The following is a 14,827-nucleotide window of genomic DNA, read 5'->3' as shown; positions in this document are numbered from 1 at the left end:
GCCGTGTCGCAGTTCGACGCGCCCTGGATCAATTATCCCGGCAACAACTTCGACCAGCTCGTGGGCGGCAGCGGCACCACCAACGGTGTTGCCCAGTTCACCTACACCGCCGATCTCGGCCAAGGCGTGACGGCGATCGTCTCGGCCCAGGACCAGACACAGGTGTTCCAGACCGCCCTCTGGAATACGGCCGGCATGTCCACCACCGGCGTCCTCGGCGGTGCCTACGGCTCCAACGATCTCGGCGGCACCCGCGCCCCCGATCTCGTCGGCACGCTCCGCGTCGACCAGGCCTGGGGCCTGTTCCAGGCCTCGGTCGCCGCGCACGACAACCACGTCGGCTATTACGGCGCCAGCGAAACTACCGGTCATCCTGAAGACAAGTGGGGCTGGGCGGTCCAGCTGGCTCTGTCAATCAAGAACATCCCGACCGGTGCAGGCGACCTGATCAACATCTCGGGCGTCTACACCGACGGCGCAAGCCGGTACAATTTCCAGGAGTTGGCGGCGACGAACTACTCAATGTTCGGCGGGTCGGGCGGCGCGTATCAGAGCATCGGCTTCGCCGGCGTGTCTGACGCGGTGTTCGCACCCGGCAGCGGCCTCGAGCTGACCAAGACCTACGGCTTCCGTGGTGCCTACACCCACAACTGGAGCCCGTACTGGAACTCGGCGCTCTATGGTGCGTGGGCTGCCGTTAATTACAGCGGCACGGCCAAGGGCATGATCTGCGGCAGCGCCGCGTTCGCGACCCTGACCGGCACCTGCAACCCGGACTTCAACATCGGCCAGATCGGTGTCATCACCCGCTGGACCCCGGTCAAGAACCTGACCTTCTCGGCTGACTTCACCTACAGCCACCTTGACCAGAAGTACTCGGGCGTGATCACGACGCCGGCGCTCACGAGCGTTGCCAAGCCTGCCGCAACCTATGAGCTGAAGGACCAGGACACCTACAGCCTGCTCGTTCGCGCCCAGCGCAACTGGTAAGCCTTGATCTTCGGACTTGGTCTTCGGACTGGGTCTTCGGATATGACGCAGCCCCGGCGGGACACCGCCGGGGCTTTTTACGAGCGGGGCCTTTTGCGAGATGGGCTTCGGAAAATCCGGCGGCCCGTGCGGGCGACGAAGACGAGCCATGCGATTCGGTCGGCCCAAATTTATTTACTTACCTGAGTTACTAAGCTATATAGTTCTCAGCCGATGACGAAAGTTGCGGCTCTGACTTGATGCTAAACCTCCAGAAACCTCCGGCAATGCCCTGCCGGAGGTTTTTCGTTTTGGTCCATGGCTCCAGGACTTGGCTCCAGGACTTGGCTCTAAGACTTGGCTCTAGCCGCGCATGACGCGCGCGCGGGAATTCGGCCGGTAGGCGAGGCGGCTGTGGCCGGCGCAATAGGACTGGCCGTCGGGTGCGGAGTTGCCGCAGAAGCAGAAATCGTCGGCGCCGGGCGTCGAGATCGGCCAGCGGCAGCGGTTCTCGGCAAGCTCCAGCAGCGAGCAGCGATTGGCGTCGTCGATCGGACCGGCGACCATCGGCACACCGGTTTCCCCATAGATCGTGGCGAGCATCTCGTATTGCAGCCGCGGGACGGTCCGCGGCGCGCGCGCCGGCGCCAGGCCCCTGTCGTGAACCTTGCGATCGTCGACGGTCCGGCCGCGCGTCAGATTGAGGCGGGACAGCTTGCCGATCACGGCATTGCGACTGACGCCGATGTCGGCGGCGATCTCGCGGCAGGAGAGGCCAGCCTCGAAATGCTGCTTCAAAAGTTCAATTCGTTCGTCGGTCCAGGTGGGTGAGAGAACAGGCATTGGTGCGGTCCCAGGTTGCAGATGTCGGCCATCCGCCTCTCGAGATCCGTCCGCCTCACGTTCGGCGCGCGCTCACGTTCTGCCATTGTCGCGAATCGACAAAAGCCCGTCCTTGATGGCGAGACGGATGCCTTCCTCGATCAAGGTACGTGCGACGCCGGGAACGCTGGTGCCGTGGGTGCCCTGTCTCACCAGCTTCTCCAGATAGGTGATGGTCGAGAGCGCCAAGGTTACGGGAATGCGGTCAGTCTCGGCTTTTTCGGTGGCCATGCCTAAACGCTAGCCTCATACGCGGGTACATAAAAGTTACGATTAAGACTCTATTTAGGTTTGGCAGCGGAAGTCAAATGCAGGTTGCGACGCTCGGTCAGCTCGTTGGAATCGCGAAGGAAATCAGGCATGGCAGGACACGCCGCGCGAGAAGGCAGGCGGCGGCGTGGCCTCGAGAGGTCAGGAGAGGGCGGGTCGGCTCAGCCGTGCACGATCGCCTTTTCGATCATGCAATGGATGCCCTTGGAGCCGTTGACGGTCTGGGTCACCCGCAGATCGGCCGCCAGGCTGCACAGCGTATAGGCGTCCTCGCGGGACAAATTGCGCCTCTCGCCCAGCAGCACGATCATGTCGCGCAGCGCCCGCACCACGCACTGGTCGAGGTCGGGATCCATCGCCATGGTCATGTAATGCGTCTCCGTCTCGCCGCGGGGATAGTCGAGCCTGAGATCCTTGCGCAGCGTCAGACGGAAGCGGCCCTGGAGTGCGGTCTCGATCGCGGTGACGCAGACCTCGCCGTCGCCCTGCACGCCGTGGCCGTCACCGCAGGAGAACAGCGCGCCCGGGACGAACACGGGCAGGTACAGCGTCGCACCAGCGCCAAGCTCCTTGTTGTCGAGATTGCCGCCCATGGCGCGAGGAACGAGCGAGGAGATGCGGCCCCAGGCCGGAGGCGGCGAAACGCCCATCACGCCGAAGAACGGCTTGAGCGGCAGGTCGAGCCCCCACGGCATGCGGGCGACCATCCGCGACCGGTCGAGCGGGATGTTCAGGATGCGCGTCTCGTGGAAATCGTCGGGCAGGGTGCCGGACAGCGGCTTGATCATGTTCCAGCCCCAATCCTGCCGGAGCTGGACGTCGAGGATCTCGACCGCGAGCACGTCGCCGGGCTCGGCCCCCTCGACCGCGATCGGGCCGGTGAGGATGTGGCCAGGCAGCATGCGCTCGTTTTCGGCGTGAACCTTGTGCATCTCGGGCGGAATGTGAAACTTGCCACGGTCGGGTAGCATGTCCGGACCGCCGCTGATGGTGTCGATCGTGACCTCGTCGCCGCTTGCGATGGTGAGGACGGGCTTGAGCGCGGCTTCGAAGAAGCCCCAATGACAGGTCTCGGGGCTGGAATGCAGGTGGTGATGGGTCATGTGGTATCCGTCCATTTCACAGGCCCGGGCTTGACCAGGCAATCGATCCTCTTCCAAGAAGCTTTCTGAAGATCGACGGGCGGGTCAAGCCCGCGCGCACCAGGCACGATCATTCCAGCGAGGCTCCCCCTGCTTTTTGTCCTGTCCAAGACCCTCGGCGCCGCGGTGCTGCCGATCAATTTCATGATCGAGCTTGGGATCGTCTCGGTCGTGCTAATGGCGACGCGCTTTGCCGCATTCGGCCGCAAGCTCGCCGCGGCCACGCTGATCCTGCTGGCGCTCGCCGCGTTTTCGCCGCTCGGCAACCTTTTGCTCTATCCGCTGGAGTCGCGTTTCCCGCCGTGGGATCCGTCGCGCGGCGCGCCCGACGGCATCATCGTGCTTGGCGGCTCGGTCGACACCGATCTTTCGGCGGCGCACCGCACGCCGGTCGTCGCGCACGCGGCCGATCGCCTGTTTGCGCCGGCCGAGCTCGCGCGCCGCTATCCGAACACGCGCGTTGTTTTCACCGGGGGCACCGCGAACCTGGTTTCGACGGACGCCCGGGAGGCCGACTACTCCGCGCCGATCCTGGAGAATTTGGGCATCGCGAAGCAGCGCCTGATCCTGGAGCGGGACTCTCGCAACACCTACGAGAATGCCATCTTCACCAAACAATTGGTGGCGCCCAAGCCGGGCGAGCGCTGGCTCCTGGTCACCTCGGCCTTTCACATGCCGCGTTCGATGGGGATCTTTCGCAAGGCGGGATTTGACGTGGAAGCCTATCCCGTGGACTGGCGAATGGGCGGGCGTGACGATCTCTTCTCTTTCACCAATGTCGGCACGGACGGGCTCGGCCGAACCGAGGTCGCCGTGCGCGAATGGATCGGGCTCGTCGCCTACCGCCTGATGGGCCGGACTGGCGAGTTGCTCCCGGGACCGGCGAAGGACTAGAACCGTTCAAGAAGCAATAACAGCGCCGGTGCGCGAACGACCGGCCGGGAGGACGCCATGCAACAGCAGAGTGCAGACAGCATCGATCTTGCCGGCCTCGTCGCCGATCTCAACAGCCTGCTGCGGCTGAAGACCACGGTGATCGGCATGAAGTTGTTCGCGCGGACCGCGGACATGGAGGCAATTCCGAAAATCCGGCGGCCGAACGCGGTCCACACCACCGACCAGATCGTCAGCATGGCGGCGCGTCTGGGCTGGACAGTGGGCATCACGGCCGACGATCTCGTCGGCGCGCAATGCCGCGCGGTGATCGGCCTTGCACCGCAGGACGAGAAATGGCTCGCCGGCGAAAACTATGTCGGGGTCTGGCATGGCACCGCGGAGGACGCACGCAAGCGTCAGGAGGCGCTGGACGTGGTTCCGTTCGGGCAATATCAGGCGCTCGCAGTCAGCCCGCTGTCGAGCGGCCGGCTCGACCCGCCGGACATCTGTCTCGTCTATGCGACGCCGGGGCAGATGATCATCCTGATCAACGGGCTGCAATATACCGGCTACAAGAAGTTCGAATGGGGCGTGGTCGGCGAGACCGCTTGCGCCGATTCCTGGGGCAGGGCGCTCAAGAGCGGTGAGCCCAGCCTGTCCTTGCCATGCTATGCCGAACGGCGCTATGGCGGCGTACCGGACGAGGAGATGCTGATGGCCCTGAAGCCGGAACATCTCGCCAAGGCGGTTGTGGGCATGAAGGCGCTGGCGAAGAACGGCCTGCGTTATCCGATCCCGCCCTATGGTATTCAAAGCGATGTCCGTGCCGGCATGGGCGTGAGCTACGCGAAGAAGTAAAGTAAAGGCCGACCATGAGCTCTGCGAAATTCGACATCGTCGTCTATGGCGCGACCGGTTTTACCGGCCAGCTCGTCGCCGAATACCTGACCCAGCGTTACAAGAGCGACCATTCGCTCAAATGGGCGATGGCAGGCCGCAGCCTCGGCAAGCTGAAATCGGTGCGCGATGCGATCGGCGCGCCCGGGAATACGGAGCTTATTGTCGCAGATGCGTCGGACCCGGCCTCGCTGAAGGCGATGGCGGAACGGACGATGTCGGTGATCACCACCGTCGGCCCGTATCAGCTCTATGGTGAGGAACTGCTCGCCGCCTGCGTCGCCACGGGCACGGATTATTTCGATCTCTGCGGCGAGCCGATCTGGATGCGCCAGATGATCGACAAGTACGAGGCGGCTGCGAAAGAGAGCGGCGCGCGGATCGTATTTTCGTGCGGCTACGATTCCGTGCCGTTCGAGCTCGGCACGTTCTTCGTCCAGGAAGAGGCCAAACGTGTCTTCGGCGCGCCGGCCCCGCGGGTGAAAGGGCGTGTGCGCGACATGCGGGGCACGCTCTCGGGCGGCACCGCCGCGAGCGCGAAGGCGACCTTCGATGCGGTGGCCAGGGATCTCAGCCTTGTCGCCATTCTCAACGATCATTTTGCGCTGACGCCCGGCTTCACCGGCCCGAAGCAGCCGAAAGGCAACAGGCTGGCCTTCGAGGAGGATCTGCAATCCTGGGCGGCGCCGTTCACGATGGCGCTGATCAACACGCGCAACGTTCACCGCTCCAACATGCTGATGGGATTCCCCTACGGCCAGGACTTCGTCTACGACGAGATGGTCCTGACCGGTCCCGGCGAAAAGGGCGAGGCCAACGCCAAGCTCGTGATGGCTGCCAATGCGGGCAAGACCGGCCCCGACGCACCGAAGCCGGGCGAGGGGCCGTCGAAGGAAGAGCGCGAAAACGGTCTGTTCGATCTGCTCTATATCGCGATCGCACCCGATGGCCGCATGGTTCGCGCCGGTGTCACCGGCGACCGCGATCCCGGCTACGGCTCGACCTCGAAGATGATCTCCGAATGCGCCATCTGCATGCTGCGTGACACGACCGACGTCGCAGCCGGCTTCTGGACCCCGGGCGCGGCGATGCAGCACAAGCTGATCAAGCGGCTGGTCGAGAACGCGGGGCTGACGTTCGAGGTCGAAGCCCGGGCCTAGCTTCCGTAGGTTGGGCAAAGCGAAGCGTGCCCACCACGTCTATCGCGATTGCGGAGAGATGGTGGGTACGGCGCATTGTGCCTTTTCCCATCCTACGGCCCTTCGCGCGCATGACAGCGTTCGCCACTACACGGCCCGCGCGTCGTAGGCGTACATGAAATCCATGCCCTTCGCGCCCAGTGGCAGCAGCCATTTCATCATCTGATTGCGGATCCACGCGCCGGTGGCGCTGAACTCGCGCTTGCTGTTGCCGTTGCGGCGGGCCATGGCGACAATTTTTTCCGTGCGCGGGCGCCGTTCGGCCTCGAAGGCCTGGAAGGTGGCGCCGAGCTCCTGGCCTTGCTGCATCAACCGAGCGAGGCGCATCGCATCCTCCAGCGCAAGCGAGACGCCCTGGCCGGCATGGGGGCTGGTCGCATGGGCGGCATCGCCGATCAGCAGCGAGCGCTTGCGCGACCAGGTCGGCAGGGTGGCGACGTCGAGCGTGTCGGTGACCACGATGTTCTCGGCTGCCTCGATGATGCCAGGAATCGGATCGTGCCAGCCGCGGTGGAAGCCGCGCAGGTGCTGCTTCAGCGTTGCACGGTCGAGAGCGCGAAACATCGCCGGGTCCATGCCGTGCGCCGGCTGCGTGCTCCACCACATCACGCCGTCGTTCGGGTCGGGACTGCAATAGCCGTAGCCGAAGAAGCCGCTTTGCCCGAACGTGGTCTCGACGTGCCGGCCGATCGGCCGGCCGTCGAGGACGGCGTGCGGCACGAAGCCGCCGAAGCCGATCAGTCCGGTGTCGAACGGTTGCGGCCCGTCCGGCACCACCTGGCGCCGCGTCACCGAGTGCACGCCGTCGGCGCCAATCAGGAAATCGCCTTCGGCCGTGGTGCCGTCGGCGAAGTAGGCGATGATCGGCTGGTCGCCGCGATCCTCGATCTTGATCAGGCGCTTCTCGAAAAAGAGTGAAACGCACGCGCACCAGGCCTTGTCGATCAGCATCTCGTTCAGCGTGGCGCGGCAGACATTGACCGCGGGCTGGCCGAAGCGCCGCGCCATGTCGCGATTGATCGAGCCGAGCCTCTTCCCGCCTTGCGAATAGAAGTCGAACGATTCCGCGACCGAGCCGCGGCTGATCAGCTCGTTCGAAAGGCCGATCTCGTCCATGACCTGCATGCCGTTCGGTGCGATCTGAAGGCCGCCACCGATGCCTTTCGAATAGGGCCAGGCCTCGTAGATCGCGGACTCGATGCCGGCGCGGCGCAGCAGGATCGCCGTCACGGGGCCGGCGATGCCGGCGCCGATGATGAGGGCCTTTCGGGGACGATAGGACATGGCTTGCTCCCGACGTTTCGGTGGTGCTATGAGAATTACGGTTGCTAAATCTCTTAGTGACTAAGATATCTACCTACTAAGATACGAGGTTTGCCTTGTCAAGGACGAAGGCGCGCGCCGCGCTGCTGCAGGAGCTCGAGGAGGCGATGCGCAGGTCGTCCGCGCAGGGCGTGCTTTATGGCCAGACCGTTGCGAACGTTGCCGGAATTGCCAATTCCGACCTCGAATGCATGGACATCCTGTATCTCGAAGGCCGTGTCACCGCCGGCCGGCTCGCCGAAGTCACGGGGCTCACGACCGGCGCCATCACGGGCGTGGTCGACCGGCTCGAAAAGGCGGGCCTGGTGCGTCGTGAGCGCGACGATGCCGATCGTCGCAAGGTCTTCATTGCCGTCGTGCCGGAGGCGATAGAAAGGCTAGGCCAGTTCTACGTGCCGATGCAGCAGGCGATGGAGAAGGTTTTTGGCGGCTATTCCGACCAGGAATTGCGCCTGCTGCTGCGCTTCGCCAATGAGGGCTACAAGGGCGTGCTCGCGGCGACCGCGGCGCTGAAGGGCCTGCTCGACACGCCGCCGGAGAAACGCCCCGATCTCAAGCTGAAGAAGCTTCGTCGCCAGCCCTAGCCTTGTAGATATGCGCAGCCGCCATCATGCCCCACATCGCGCCCAGCATCATCCAGAAGTGCCGCCAGTGGTCGGTGTCGATCACGAAGCTTTCGCCGACGGTGCCGACGAAGGCGGAGAACACCGCCAGATAAGCGCGCTGCCAGGGCACGGGCACGAAGATGTGCCTGACACCCATGATGACGGTCGTGAAGACCAGCGCGGGATAGCAGATGCCGGACAGCCAGCCGCCGGACATGAAGGCGTTGAGATAGGAGTTGTGGGTGTCCTCGGGGAAGAAGCGGTGGAATTGTAGAGGGCCGATGCCGAACGGCAGGTCGAGCGCCATCTCCGCTCCCAGAATGTGCCGGCCGAACCGGCCGAACCTGCCTTCGTCATAGCTCTGGTCGAAGCTCGCGCGCTGCTTGAACATCTCGGCGGTGGAATCGAACGACATCAACACCGCGATCAGCGCAAGGCCCAGCACCGCGGCCAGGATCGCCATGACGATGATACGCGAGCGCTGAGCGTTGGTGCGGCTGGTCAGCACCATCAGCGCCAGCATGAAGGCGGATGTCAGCACCAGCCCGCCCCAGGCGGCGCGGGAGAACGCCAGCAGGATCGCCAGCGACATGATGCCGAAGGCGATGACGTTGCGAAACGCCTTGCCGAACTTGTCGGAGACGACGCTCTGCAGCGAGAACAGCGCCGGCAGGATCAGGAAGGCGCCGAGCACATTCGGGTCCTTGAAGGTGCCGCGCGCGCGTCCGTACAGTGTGAGGAGGTCGTCGCCGCCGGGAACCAGGTGGAAGTAGCCGGCGACCGCCAATAGCGAGGCGACCATCGCGCCGACCACGAGCCCCCGGCGGAGCATGTCGAGCCGGGCCGCGGTGTCCTCCGACGTGACCATGGCGAAGAACACGACGGTCGCCGCCATGTACCAGGAGGTCGCAATCCAGCTGACCACCTCGGACTGCTCGAACAGCGGGATTGCGCTGATCGTGTAGCCGATATTGAGCAGGACCAGCATCAGCACCAGTGGCATCAAAGCGAGCCGGAGACGCAGGCCGGTAGCGAAGAAGGTGATGGTGGCCAGCAGCGTCACGATCTCGTAGGGGCTCGGCTCGATGAAGACGATCGCGCCGGAGGCGCCGACCAGCCATACCAGCGCGCGCTGGAGGGCCAGCACGCCGGGCGCAGCGCGAACCGCTGCATTGATCTCCCCGGCTGTTGCCGCATATGCCATCACACGCTCACGCTACTCATACGCCACAATTACAACTTCCGCCGTCATGCCCCGCGAAGGCGGGGCATCCAGTACTCCGAGCCGTTCGTGGCAGTTTCCGCTGCCGGTGAGTACTGGATCGCCCGGTCAAGCCGGGCGATGACAGCGTGGCTCGGGCACACAAAACTCAATACGCGTTTTCGTTCTTGGTCAGTAGCGAGATCGGCGTCTTCAGCAGAATCACGAGATCGAACAGCACCGACCAGTTCTCGATGTAATAGAGGTCAAACTCGACGCGTTTCTGGATCTTCTCTTCGTTGTCGATCTCGCCGCGCCAGCCGTTGATCTGGGCCCAGCCGGTGATGCCGGGCTTGACCCGGTGGCGGGCGAAATAGCCGTCGACGGCTTCGTCGAACAGGCGGCTCTGCAGCTTGCCCTGCACCGCATGCGGACGCGGGCCGACCAAAGAGAGATCGCCGGAGAAGACCACGTTGAAGAGCTGCGGCAGCTCGTCGAGGCTGGTCTTGCGGATGAAGCGGCCGACCCGGGTGACGCGCGAGTCGTTCTTGGTCACGACCTTCGAGGCCGTCGGATCCGCCTGATGATGGTACATCGAGCGGAACTTGTAGACGTCTATGCGCTCGTTGTTGAAGCCGAAGCGCTTTTGGCGGAATAGCACGGGGCCGGGGCTGTCGAGCTTCACGGCCAGCGCCACCAATCCCATCACCGGCAAGGCCACGAGCAGCGCGAGGGTGCCGACGACGCGGTCGAACAGCCATTTCATCACCAGGTCCCAGTCGGTGATCGGCGCCTCGAACACGTCTAGCGTGGGCACCTCGCCGATATAGGAATAGGAGCGGGGGCGGAAGCGCAGCTTGTTGGTGTGCGCGGAGAGGCGGATGTCCACCGGCAGCACCCAAAGCTTCTTCAGCATCTCCAGGATGCGCGTCTCGGCGGAGATCGGCAGAGCAAACAGCACGAGATCGACGCGGGTGCGGCGGGCGAACTCGACGATGTCGTCGACCTTGCCGAGCTTGCGCGCGCCGGCACAGGTGTCGAGCGCGCGGCTGTCGTTGCGGTCGTCGAACACGCCGAGCACGTGGATGTCGGAATCCTCCTGCGCTTTCAGCGCCTCGACCAATTGTTCGCCGTTGCGGTCGGAGCCGACGATGATGGTGCGGCGGTCGAGCCGGCCCTCGCGCCCCCAGGCGCGCACCAGCGAGCGCAGCACCAGACGCTCGCAGAGGAGCGCGGCGAGCCCGAGGACGTAAAAGGCGGCAAGCCACAACCGCGATATTTCGCTGCCGAACTTGGCGAAGAAGGAAATGCCGATGAACAGCAGGAAGACGAACGACCAGGACGAGATCATCCGCGTCATCTGCCGGAGCTGACCGCGGAACAGCTGCACCTGATAGATGTCGGCGGCCTGGAAGCAGACCACGGCGGAAACCGCGACGGCGATGACCTGCGCGGGATAGATCCAGCTGAAGGAGCCGGCGTGCGGCATGACATAGCCGAGATAGAGGACGATGCCGACGAGGCTCAGCAGCGCGAAATCGGCGAGGCGTACGAAGCCGGTGATCACGATCGGTGAATAGGCGCGGGCGACTTTCTGGTTGACGACGTCGAGCGCGGCGGGCGAGAGCCGTTGACGCCGCTCCACAAAGGGCCGGTCAGCCGGCTTCGCCGCGGCGCTGGTCGCGGCATCGAGCATCGAGCGTGCGTTGAGCGGTTCCACGGGCGTCCACGTCCATTCCAAAAACCCGCGGGGCCGCGTCCTTGCGCCCCGGGCGAGCATCCCCTGGCGCTTGGATTATCGGACAAATCGGAAGATTCTCTAAAGCGGTCTTAAGGATGGTTAATGATTGGCAAATGCGTTACGATAGCCCGCGAGCACGCCGTCGACCATCGCCTGCTGGGAGAAATGCGCGGAGATGCGCTCGCGAAGAGACGAGGCGCGCTGCGCTGTTCCCTGCGGATTGTCGAGCGCAGCGGCAATCGCTTCCGCCATGGCCTCCGCGTTGCTCGGCGCAAACAGCGCCGGGTTCTCCGCGCCGAAAATCTCGGGGATGCCGCCGATCTTGGACGCGATCATCGGAATGCCGGCGGCGCCGGCCTCGATCACGACATAGGGCATGGAATCGCCACGCGACGGGACGACCAGCAGCCGCCCCTTGGAGAAGCCGTAGCGTGCCTTGACGTGACCGATGAAGTGGATGGCACCGGAGAGGCCAAGCCTCTCGACTTGCGCTTTCAGCGCCGCGGTCTCCTCGCCGTCGCCGCCGAGCGTCAGTGTGACCTTCTTGCCGCCCTCGTGCAGGCGCGCCACCGCGTCGACCAGCAGATCGGCGCCCTTGATGTGCCTGAACTCACCGACATAAGCGAGGTCGGTGGCGTCGTCGGCCATGACGACAGGTTCGAATTCCTCCGGCGTCACGCCGTTGAAGACGCAATGCACCACGCCCTTCGGCTTGCCGACGATGCGCTGATAGGTGTCGCGGGCAAACGCGCTTTCGAACAGGAACAGGTCGGTCGCGTCCATCAGCGCACGCTCGAGCCGCGCGTAAAATTCGCCCTTGAGGGTGTTGAGGGGATAATGCAACGAGCCGCCATGCGGGGTGTAGATGCGGATGGTGTCGTCGGATCGCCGCCGCATGCGGATGAAAGCGCCGGCCTTGGCGCCGTGGCCGTGCATCACGTCGGGCTTGAGCGTGGCGATCAGGCGCCGCAAGCGGAACCAGACCAGGACATCGTCGGGCGAGGGTTCGCGGCGGATCGCCATCCGGTGCACGCCAAGCTTCAGCCGCGGTGCTAGCTCGGCAAGGGCCTTGTCGGCGCGCTCACCGCCGGTGAGGCTGTCGGCGAGGATGCCGACATGATGGCCACGATCGACCTGGCCGTTGGCGACGTCGAGGATGTGGCGGAAGATGCCGCCGACCGGAGCGCGCACGGCGTGCAGGATGCGAAGCGGCTGGTCGGGAGAGGGGGGCATGATCAAAACCAGCGCTCGACGGCGAATGCTCGAACAATCTCACGAAATATCGAGACGGATTAAGAGCCCTCGTGGTTAACAAACGGTGACGGACGTGCACGCGCGAGCTGCCGCACGCCACGATTAACCCAGCGGCAACCTTAATGGAGTGTAATCGCCTCGGTTGAGGTAGGTTCGTGGCGTTGCGCCTGCGGGAGTGTTCGATGCGTTTAGCGTTCTGGCGTGCCGGCAAGGACAAGGCGGTGGTCGAGCGGGCTGTCTCGAAGGTCGCAGCCAAGCGGGCCGAACTCGAGCCCAGCATTGAAGCGAAGCCTGCGTTCGTTGCTCCGCGGCCGGCGCCAGTCGAATCCGGCGACATCGACCTGCACGCGCTCGGTGCGGCATTGGCGCGCAAGCGCGGCTGGATCATCGTGCCGACGGTGCTGGCGCTGGTCGCATCAGTCGCGATCGTCAATCTCATCACGCCGCGCTACAAGTCCGAATCCCGCATCCTGATCGACGGCCGCGAGAACGTCTTTCTGCGCCCCAACAGTGATCGCGCCGAGGAACGGCAGGCGCTCGACGCCGAAGCCGTCACCAGCCAGGTGCAGCTCGTGCTGTCGCGCGATCTCGCGCGCGAGATCATCAAGAAGAACAAGCTTGCGGAACGGCCCGAGTTCGATCCGGTGCTGCAAGGCATTTCGCCGCTGAAGTCGCTTGCGGCGCTGGTCGGCATCGGCCGCGATCCGTTCTCGATGACGCCGGAAGAGCGCGTGCTGGACGCCTATTATGAGCGCCTCCAGGCCTACGCCGTGGACAAGTCGCGCGTCATCGTGATCGAATTCCAGTCTGCCGATCCAGATCTTGCCGTGCGCGTCGCCAATTCGATCGCCGACGGCTATCTCGTGCTCCAGCAGGATGCGCGTCAGGACCAGGCCCGAAACGCCAGCCAGTGGTATGCCGGCAGGATCGACGAGCTGCGACGGAATGTCTCTGAGGCCGAAGCGAAAGCCGAGGATTTCCGCTCCAAGTCGAGCCTGTTCGTCGGCACCAACAACACGACGCTGTCGAACCAGCAGATGGGCGAGGTCAACACCCAGCTGAACAATGCGCGCGCGCTCAAGGCCGATGCCGAGTCCAAGGCGCGCCTGATCCGCGAGATGATCCAGAGCGGCAAGCCGATCGAATCGTCCGAAGTGCTGAACTCGGAATCGATGCGTACGCCTTCGCAGCAGCGCGTGGCGTTGCGGGCGCAGCTGGCCGAGCAATCGTCGACCTTGCTTGGCAACCATCCGCGCATCAAGGAATTGAAGGCGCAGCTCGCCGACCTCGACACCCAGATCCGCGACGAGGCCGCCAAGCTCGCCCGCACGCTCGAAAACGATGCGCGCGCCGCCAGCGGCCGCGTTCAGGAATTGTCCGCAAGCCTCGAGCAGCTCAAGAAGCAGGCGACGGCCACCAACGGCCAGGACGTGCAGCTCCGCGCCCTCGAGCGTGAGGCCAAGGCCCAGCGCGACCTGCTCGAAACCTATCTCGCGAAGTACCGTGAAGCCAACACCCGCGAGACCATCGACACCGCGCCGACGGATGGCCGCATCATCTCGCGCGCCGTCGTCTCGAACACGCCGGCCTATCCGAAGAAGCTGCCGATCGTGCTGATCGCAACGATCGCGACACTGCTGCTCTCGTCCGGCGTCGTCGTCACCGGAGAATTGTTGCGCCAGACCGCGCCCCGGGCGGTAGCGGTGTTCGCGCCAGCGCTCACGCGGGCGTCGGCTCGCCAGGAACAGATCGTCCAACCGGTGGTGGTCGAGCCCTTCGTCGATCCAGTCATGGCAGAACCCGCGCCGCTTCAGCCGGAGATGACGGCTGACGCCGATGTCACCGAATTCGCGGAGATCGAACAGCTGGCCGACAGCCTGCGCGCCGCCGGGACCATGGCGAAGAAAGTCACGGTGCTCGGCACGGCGAGCGGCGAAGCCATCACGCTGTCGGCGCTGACGTTGGCCCGGCACCTGGCGCGCGACGCGCGGGTCGTCGTAGTCGATCTCGCCGCGTCCTCGCCGACCATGGCCGCCGTGTCCGTCGATGCCTCGGCACCCGGCCTTGCCGAGCTGATGCAGGGCGAGGCATCGTTCGCGCAGATCATCACTCGCGACAAGCTCTCGCGGCTGCATCTGGTCATGGCCGGCCGCTCCGGCTTCGATCGCAGCCTGTTGCAGTCGCCGCGCGTGACGCTCGCGATCGACGCGCTGCTGCGCGCCTACGACCACGTGCTGCTCGATGCCGGCAGTGCCTCCGACCTTCCGGCCGAGCTCCTGACGGCGAATGCCCGCGCCGTCGTGGTGCCCGAGGCGTCGATGACGCCGGATGCGCGCGCGCTGATGTGCGAGCAGCTCAGCGCCGTCGGCTTCAGCGAAGTGACGATGCTGAGCAGGTCCGTGCAGCCGTCGGATGCGAGGGACGCGCCACGCGTCGTGGCGGCGTAGGCGTTTCTTACCCTCTCCCCC

13 protein-coding genes are annotated in these 14,827 nt (G+C 64.7%); 6 read left to right on the top strand and 7 right to left on the bottom strand.

What is annotated here, in order from left to right:
- A partial coding sequence (locus tag IVB47_RS15740) for a porin (protein ID WP_247462503.1) occupies window positions 1–990 on the top strand: 990 nt, incomplete at its 5' end.
- A gap of 342 nt (window positions 991–1,332) precedes the next feature.
- On the opposite strand, the gene IVB47_RS15735 is transcribed toward IVB47_RS15740, so the two are convergent.
- The 3 genes from IVB47_RS15735 to IVB47_RS15725 form a co-directional block, all read right to left on the bottom strand.
- Complete coding sequence (locus tag IVB47_RS15735; RefSeq protein ID WP_027567245.1) at window positions 1,333–1,812, bottom strand: GcrA family cell cycle regulator; 480 nt, start codon at window positions 1,810–1,812, stop codon at window positions 1,333–1,335.
- Window positions 1,813–1,884: 72 nt separating this feature from the next.
- Window positions 1,885–2,082 carry a hypothetical protein gene (locus tag IVB47_RS15730; protein WP_007603456.1) on the bottom strand — a complete coding sequence of 66 codons (198 nt, stop codon included), beginning with the start codon at window positions 2,080–2,082 and terminating at the stop codon, window positions 1,885–1,887.
- Window positions 2,083–2,282: 200 nt separating this feature from the next.
- A complete protein-coding gene (locus tag IVB47_RS15725; RefSeq protein ID WP_247356229.1) occupies window positions 2,283–3,224 on the bottom strand; it encodes an acetamidase/formamidase family protein in 942 nt (313 codons plus the stop codon).
- A 183-nt stretch (window positions 3,225–3,407) separates the two neighbouring features.
- On the opposite strand from IVB47_RS15725, the gene IVB47_RS15720 reads away from it, so the two are divergent.
- From IVB47_RS15720 to IVB47_RS15710, 3 genes are read left to right on the top strand one after another with little or no spacing between them, the layout of a single operon-like run.
- Window positions 3,408–4,157, top strand: coding sequence for a YdcF family protein (locus IVB47_RS15720; RefSeq protein WP_247462501.1), 750 nt, complete (start codon window positions 3,408–3,410; stop codon window positions 4,155–4,157).
- 57 nt (window positions 4,158–4,214) lie between these two features.
- Window positions 4,215–4,997 (top strand): DUF169 domain-containing protein, encoded by a 783-nt coding sequence (locus IVB47_RS15715; RefSeq protein WP_027567242.1) that lies wholly within the window; start codon window positions 4,215–4,217, stop codon window positions 4,995–4,997.
- Between the two features lie 14 nt (window positions 4,998–5,011).
- Window positions 5,012–6,196: a saccharopine dehydrogenase NADP-binding domain-containing protein gene (locus IVB47_RS15710; protein ID WP_247462499.1), complete on the top strand. Its 1,185-nt coding sequence runs from the start codon at window positions 5,012–5,014 to the stop codon at window positions 6,194–6,196.
- A 126-nt stretch (window positions 6,197–6,322) separates the two neighbouring features.
- On the opposite strand, the gene IVB47_RS15705 is transcribed toward IVB47_RS15710, so the two are convergent.
- The gene (locus tag IVB47_RS15705) at window positions 6,323–7,519 is read right to left on the bottom strand and encodes an FAD-dependent monooxygenase (RefSeq protein ID WP_247462497.1); all 1,197 of its coding nucleotides are present in this window, start codon (window positions 7,517–7,519) and stop codon (window positions 6,323–6,325) included.
- Between the two features lie 146 nt (window positions 7,520–7,665).
- On the opposite strand from IVB47_RS15705, the gene IVB47_RS15700 reads away from it, so the two are divergent.
- On the top strand, window positions 7,666–8,142 hold the full coding sequence (locus IVB47_RS15700) for a MarR family transcriptional regulator (RefSeq protein ID WP_051462695.1): 477 nt from the start codon (window positions 7,666–7,668) through the stop codon (window positions 8,140–8,142).
- Here IVB47_RS15700 and IVB47_RS15695 read toward each other — a convergent pair.
- The 3 genes from IVB47_RS15695 to IVB47_RS15685 all read right to left on the bottom strand — a co-directional run bounded on the left by IVB47_RS15695 (window position 8,111) and on the right by IVB47_RS15685 (window position 12,338).
- The gene (locus IVB47_RS15695) at window positions 8,111–9,367 is read right to left on the bottom strand and encodes an O-antigen ligase family protein (protein WP_247462494.1); all 1,257 of its coding nucleotides are present in this window, start codon (window positions 9,365–9,367) and stop codon (window positions 8,111–8,113) included. The genes IVB47_RS15700 and IVB47_RS15695 overlap by 32 nt on opposite strands.
- Before the next feature lie 166 nt (window positions 9,368–9,533).
- Window positions 9,534–11,084: an undecaprenyl-phosphate glucose phosphotransferase gene (locus IVB47_RS15690; RefSeq protein WP_247356233.1), complete on the bottom strand. Its 1,551-nt coding sequence runs from the start codon at window positions 11,082–11,084 to the stop codon at window positions 9,534–9,536.
- A 120-nt stretch (window positions 11,085–11,204) separates the two neighbouring features.
- The gene (locus tag IVB47_RS15685; protein WP_247462492.1) at window positions 11,205–12,338 is read right to left on the bottom strand and encodes a glycosyltransferase family 4 protein; all 1,134 of its coding nucleotides are present in this window, start codon (window positions 12,336–12,338) and stop codon (window positions 11,205–11,207) included.
- A gap of 203 nt (window positions 12,339–12,541) precedes the next feature.
- Between IVB47_RS15685 and IVB47_RS15680 the strand changes: the two genes are divergently transcribed.
- The gene (locus IVB47_RS15680) at window positions 12,542–14,806 is read left to right on the top strand and encodes an exopolysaccharide transport family protein (protein ID WP_247462490.1); all 2,265 of its coding nucleotides are present in this window, start codon (window positions 12,542–12,544) and stop codon (window positions 14,804–14,806) included.
- The last annotated feature ends 21 nt before the right edge of the window (window positions 14,807–14,827 follow it).

This window comes from Bradyrhizobium sp. 62, assembly GCF_023073035.1.
Taxonomy (GTDB): Bacteria; Pseudomonadota; Alphaproteobacteria; order Rhizobiales; family Xanthobacteraceae; genus Bradyrhizobium.
This window is presented reverse-complemented; position numbering and strand designations above follow the sequence as displayed.

Coding starts and splice junctions, on each gene's coding strand:
- IVB47_RS15700 (WP_051462695.1), top strand. CDS start 7,666: ATGCGCAGGTCGTCCGCGCAGGGCGTGCTTTATGGCCAGACCGTTGCG.
- IVB47_RS15725 (WP_247356229.1), bottom strand. CDS start 3,224: ATGACCCATCACCACCTGCATTCCAGCCCCGAGACCTGTCATTGGGGC.
- IVB47_RS15730 (WP_007603456.1), bottom strand. CDS start 2,082: ATGGCCACCGAAAAAGCCGAGACTGACCGCATTCCCGTAACCTTGGCG.
- IVB47_RS15735 (WP_027567245.1), bottom strand. CDS start 1,812: ATGCCTGTTCTCTCACCCACCTGGACCGACGAACGAATTGAACTTTTG.
- IVB47_RS15680 (WP_247462490.1), top strand. CDS start 12,542: ATGCGTTTAGCGTTCTGGCGTGCCGGCAAGGACAAGGCGGTGGTCGAG.
- IVB47_RS15710 (WP_247462499.1), top strand. CDS start 5,012: ATGAGCTCTGCGAAATTCGACATCGTCGTCTATGGCGCGACCGGTTTT.
- IVB47_RS15695 (WP_247462494.1), bottom strand. CDS start 9,367: ATGGCATATGCGGCAACAGCCGGGGAGATCAATGCAGCGGTTCGCGCT.
- IVB47_RS15705 (WP_247462497.1), bottom strand. CDS start 7,519: ATGTCCTATCGTCCCCGAAAGGCCCTCATCATCGGCGCCGGCATCGCC.
- IVB47_RS15720 (WP_247462501.1), top strand. CDS start 3,408: ATGATCGAGCTTGGGATCGTCTCGGTCGTGCTAATGGCGACGCGCTTT.
- IVB47_RS15715 (WP_027567242.1), top strand. CDS start 4,215: ATGCAACAGCAGAGTGCAGACAGCATCGATCTTGCCGGCCTCGTCGCC.
- IVB47_RS15685 (WP_247462492.1), bottom strand. CDS start 12,338: ATGCCCCCCTCTCCCGACCAGCCGCTTCGCATCCTGCACGCCGTGCGC.